3 protein-coding genes are annotated in these 2,152 nt (G+C 52.1%); 2 read left to right on the top strand and 1 reads right to left on the bottom strand.

What is annotated here, in order from left to right; all coding sequences use genetic code 11:
- Positions 1-52 precede the first annotated feature (52 nt).
- On the top strand, positions 53-466 hold the full coding sequence (locus tag AAE514_RS18360) for an NUDIX domain-containing protein (RefSeq protein WP_347333015.1): 414 nt from the start codon (positions 53-55) through the stop codon (positions 464-466).
- A gap of 37 nt (positions 467-503) precedes the next feature.
- On the opposite strand, the gene AAE514_RS18355 is transcribed toward AAE514_RS18360, so the two are convergent.
- The gene (locus AAE514_RS18355) at positions 504-983 is read right to left on the bottom strand and encodes a hypothetical protein (RefSeq protein WP_347333014.1); all 480 of its coding nucleotides are present in this window, start codon (positions 981-983) and stop codon (positions 504-506) included.
- Between the two features lie 355 nt (positions 984-1,338).
- On the opposite strand from AAE514_RS18355, the gene abiEi reads away from it, so the two are divergent.
- Positions 1,339-1,875, top strand: a complete 537-nt coding sequence (gene abiEi, locus AAE514_RS18350; RefSeq protein WP_347333013.1) for a type IV toxin-antitoxin system AbiEi family antitoxin — start codon at positions 1,339-1,341, stop codon at positions 1,873-1,875.
- The last annotated feature ends 277 nt before the right edge of the window (positions 1,876-2,152 follow it).

Here is a 2,152-nt window from a genome sequence, read left to right as displayed (position 1 = left end):
TGACTTTCTCTGTGAGTGATAATACACTCAAAATCAGGTGGCCAGAACCACTATGCCACTACAGTTGTTGCTTTTTTTATACAAGGACGAGCACCAGTCTCCGTTTTGGGCCACGGTCGGGGGCGAGCTAAAACCCGGTGAAAGCTACAAAGACGCCGCGACACGTGAATTATATGAGGAAACGGGGCTGCGGCAGGAAGTGGGAGAGGTGCTAAGAGATCGCGATGAAGTCTATGCGGTAGCGCGGTCGGCACCAGCCCGCTGGCTCGAAAAATATTACCTGGTTGAATGGCCCTCGGGCACAAACGTATTTGCAGCCCAATGGACGGATGAGGAAAAGAGCACTATTCAACAATGGAAATGGTGGCCTTTAGATGAAATGCGCAAAGAAGAAGCTTCTCGGTTTAAGCCTGAGTGGCTCCCCGATTTACTTCACTCCGTGCAACGGAAAATGCGCGTAAAGTGAGCCAGACGCAGGTATATGAGTGGGTAGATTCTCGGGGCTATGTGTCTTGCGGTTCGCTCGACTTGGTCAGTGTGTAGAGCCAGCCATCATACAGCTCCCAAAGCTCGTCGTTCACAACTTCAAAGTAGTATGACGGCTCGTCGTTGGGGTCACCCTCAGCATATACCTCAAGCACCTTCACGGAGTCTCGGTCTAGGCCTATTCCGTAGAAAGTGCTGAGGTGTTGCTGCGCTACTACACCTTCTTTGTTGGCGGCGGGGTAGCATTTAATCTGGTATCGGGGTTGTTCAATAGAGGCAAAGTCGGAAACCATCTGGTTTTTCTCAATCCTGACTTCGCTGCCTATTCTTTCTTGTGCCGCTTCTTCTGAGGTTAAACCGCCGTGATAGCGACTTGCCTGTTTGACATCGTATGTTCCCAGTAGACTCTCTGGCGACTCCTTGGTGCATTCCGCTTTGGGCTCTTGTATGTACCCACTGAATAGCAGGGTCAACGCAACCAGGAGTAGGGTATGCACGTTCTTCTGTCCCCCGTGTTTTGCGAAAGTCTTTACCATGTTTGGTACACCCCTTGAGTGTAAATGGCCACTCAGCTTTAGGGATCAGGTGGCCGCAACCTATTGTGGCTCCTGGGTCCCAGCTGGCTATGGCTTCACCAGTTTGGTCATCATAGGGTGTGGCCCTCAGTGACTCAATATTTTTAGAGATGAACGGGGAGGAGGTCCTGAGATCCCTCGAAAACGGGCTGAATCCATAGAATCAGGCTTGTAAGTAGACATTAAGGACGGTTATTGGCGTTCTTGACGTTTACTTCTCGCTGGTATAGTTTATGTGTACGTAAAAACCGCTCATAAATGGCCTTTTTGTCTACTTATGGATCAATCCACCGCTATCAAACGCTTTAGCCAGTGGGATCGCCAGGGGCGGTTTGTCTATACCCTGGCCGACCTGGCCAAGCTCTTTCCCGAGGACAGCCCCCGGGCCCTCAAGGACGGGCTGCAGCGCCTGGTGGCGGAGGGGTTGCTGGAACGGCCGGTTCGAGGCGTCTATCTGTACCCCCTGGCACACAGTTGCGATAGCTTCACTATTGAGTCTATCGCCCGGGCATTGCGTCGCGGCGAGTACAACTATGTGAGCCTGGAGTCGGCGTTGAGCGAGTATGGGGCCATCTCCCAGGCGCCGCTGGACCGATTGACGGTCATGACCACGGGCCGAAAAGGAGTGTACAAGACGCCCTATGGAACGATCGAGTTTGTGCACACCAAACGCCCGGTGGCCGAGCTGTTAAAGCGCATGAAGGAGGTGGCGCGTCCACTCAGGCTCGCCACGCTACAGGCCGCCTGGGCTGATTTGAAGCGTGTGGGCCGTAATACCCACCTAGTGGACCGATCGGTGATCGACAATGAATGACTTATTGAACTTTGAACCACTGACTGAGCTAGCCATGCGCGAAGGGGCCGGGCACACATGCGTTCAGTTATTCAGAGCCGATAGGCTGGCGCCAGCGGAATCGTTGAACGAGACCATCCCTAAAAAGCTAACAGATAAATGCAGTCAACGAACAATACGCACGTCTGATTTTGGCGCTGGGGAAGGGTAAGGTTCGGAGAGATGAAAAAATTATGTAACTATTCAGCTCAATTTTTGAAAAAACACTTGACAGGGTTTTTCCGAGAAATTCTGAAAT

It is taken from the genome of Marinimicrobium locisalis, from assembly GCF_039822625.1.
Lineage (GTDB): Bacteria > Pseudomonadota > Gammaproteobacteria > Pseudomonadales > Cellvibrionaceae > Marinimicrobium > Marinimicrobium locisalis.
The sequence above is the reverse complement of the archived record's forward strand: the minus strand, read 5'-3'. Positions and strand labels throughout refer to the sequence as shown.

What these genes read in the sequence shown, in the direction of transcription:
- AAE514_RS18360 (WP_347333015.1), top strand. Translation starts at nt 53, where the DNA reads ATGCCACTACAGTTGTTGCTTTTTTTATACAAGGACGAGCACCAGTCT.
- abiEi (WP_347333013.1), top strand. Translation starts at nt 1,339, where the DNA reads ATGGATCAATCCACCGCTATCAAACGCTTTAGCCAGTGGGATCGCCAG.